Origin of the sequence: Streptomyces sp. NPDC001851, assembly GCF_040297165.1 — a bacterium.
Lineage (GTDB): Bacteria > Actinomycetota > Actinomycetes > Streptomycetales > Streptomycetaceae > Streptomyces.
Genome location: NZ_JBEOYR010000080.1, coordinates 1 through 1,308, shown reverse-complemented (window position 1 = coordinate 1,308; position 1,308 = coordinate 1). Strand labels below are relative to the sequence as shown.

Annotated in this window: 2 protein-coding genes; both read left to right on the top strand. The window is 66.5% G+C overall.

The features are described 5' to 3' along the window. On the top strand, window positions 1-440 hold a 440-nt coding region (locus ABT171_RS41605), incomplete at its 5' end, for an alpha-glucosidase C-terminal domain-containing protein (protein WP_351252154.1). Beyond that, a partial coding sequence (locus tag ABT171_RS41600; RefSeq protein ID WP_351252152.1) for an alpha-amylase family glycosyl hydrolase occupies window positions 437-1,308 on the top strand: 872 nt, incomplete at its 3' end. The genes ABT171_RS41605 and ABT171_RS41600, both read left to right, overlap by 4 nt.

Here is a 1,308-nt window from a genome sequence, read left to right as displayed (position 1 = left end):
ACCTGGACTCGGAGAAGTACCAGCTCAAGCGACGGGACTGGGAGGCCGCGGCACGCGAGGGCCGGACCATCGCACCGCTCATCACCAGGCTCAACACCATCCGCCGGCAGCACCCCGCGCTCCAGCGCCTGCGGAACCTCCGTTTCCACCAGACCGACAACGACGCCGTGCTCGCCTACAGCAAGAGCACGGGAACCGACACGGTCATCGTGGTCGTCAATCTCGACCCGCAGCACACCCAGGAGGCCACGGTCTCGTTGGACATGCCGCAACTCGGCCTGGACTGGCACGCCGCCCTGTCCGTGCACGACGAACTGACGGGTGAGACGTACCACTGGGGCAGGACCAACTACGTGCGCCTGACGCCCGGCAGCGCGCCGGCGCACGTGCTCCACGTCGGGCGGGCGACGCCCCAGATCGGAGGGCCCTCAGCGTCATGACCGTCAACGAACCCGTACTGGACACTTTCGAGGACACTCCTGCCAAGGACCGGGACCCGGAGTGGTTCAAGCGCGCCGTCTTCTACGAGGTCCTGGTCCGCTCCTTCCAGGACAGCGACGGCGACGGCGTCGGCGACCTGAAGGGCCTGACCGCCAAGCTCGACTATCTGCAGTGGCTGGGGGTCGACTGTCTGTGGCTGCCGCCGTTCTTCAAGTCACCGCTCAGGGACGGCGGTTACGACGTCTCCGACTACACCGCGGTGCTCCCGGAGTTCGGTGACCTCGCCGACTTCGTGGAGTTCGTGGACGCCGCCCACCAGCGCGGCATGCGCGTCATCATCGACTTCGTCATGAACCACACCAGCGACCAGCACCCGTGGTTCCAGGAGTCCCGCAAGAACCCCGGCGGCCCGTACGGGGAGTACTACATGTGGGCCGACGACGACAAGCAGTACGAGGACGCCCGGATCATCTTCGTCGACACCGAGGTCTCCAACTGGACCTTCGACCCGGTGCGCGGCCAGTACTACTTCCACCGCTTCTTCTCGCACCAGCCGGACCTGAACTACGAGAACCCGGCCGTGCAGGAGGAGATCCTGGCGGCGCTGCGTTTCTGGCTGGACCTCGGTATCGACGGATTCCGCCTCGACGCGGTGCCGTACCTGTACGCGGAGGAGGACACCAACTGCGAGAACCTCCCGGCGACCCACTCGTTCCTGCGGCGGGTGCGCAAGGAGATCGACGCGATGTACCCGGACACCGTGCTGCTGGCGGAGGCCAACCAGTGGCCCGAGGACGTCGTCGACTACTTCGGCGACTACGCCTCCGGCGGCGACGAGTGCCACATGGCGTTCCACTTCCCCGTGAT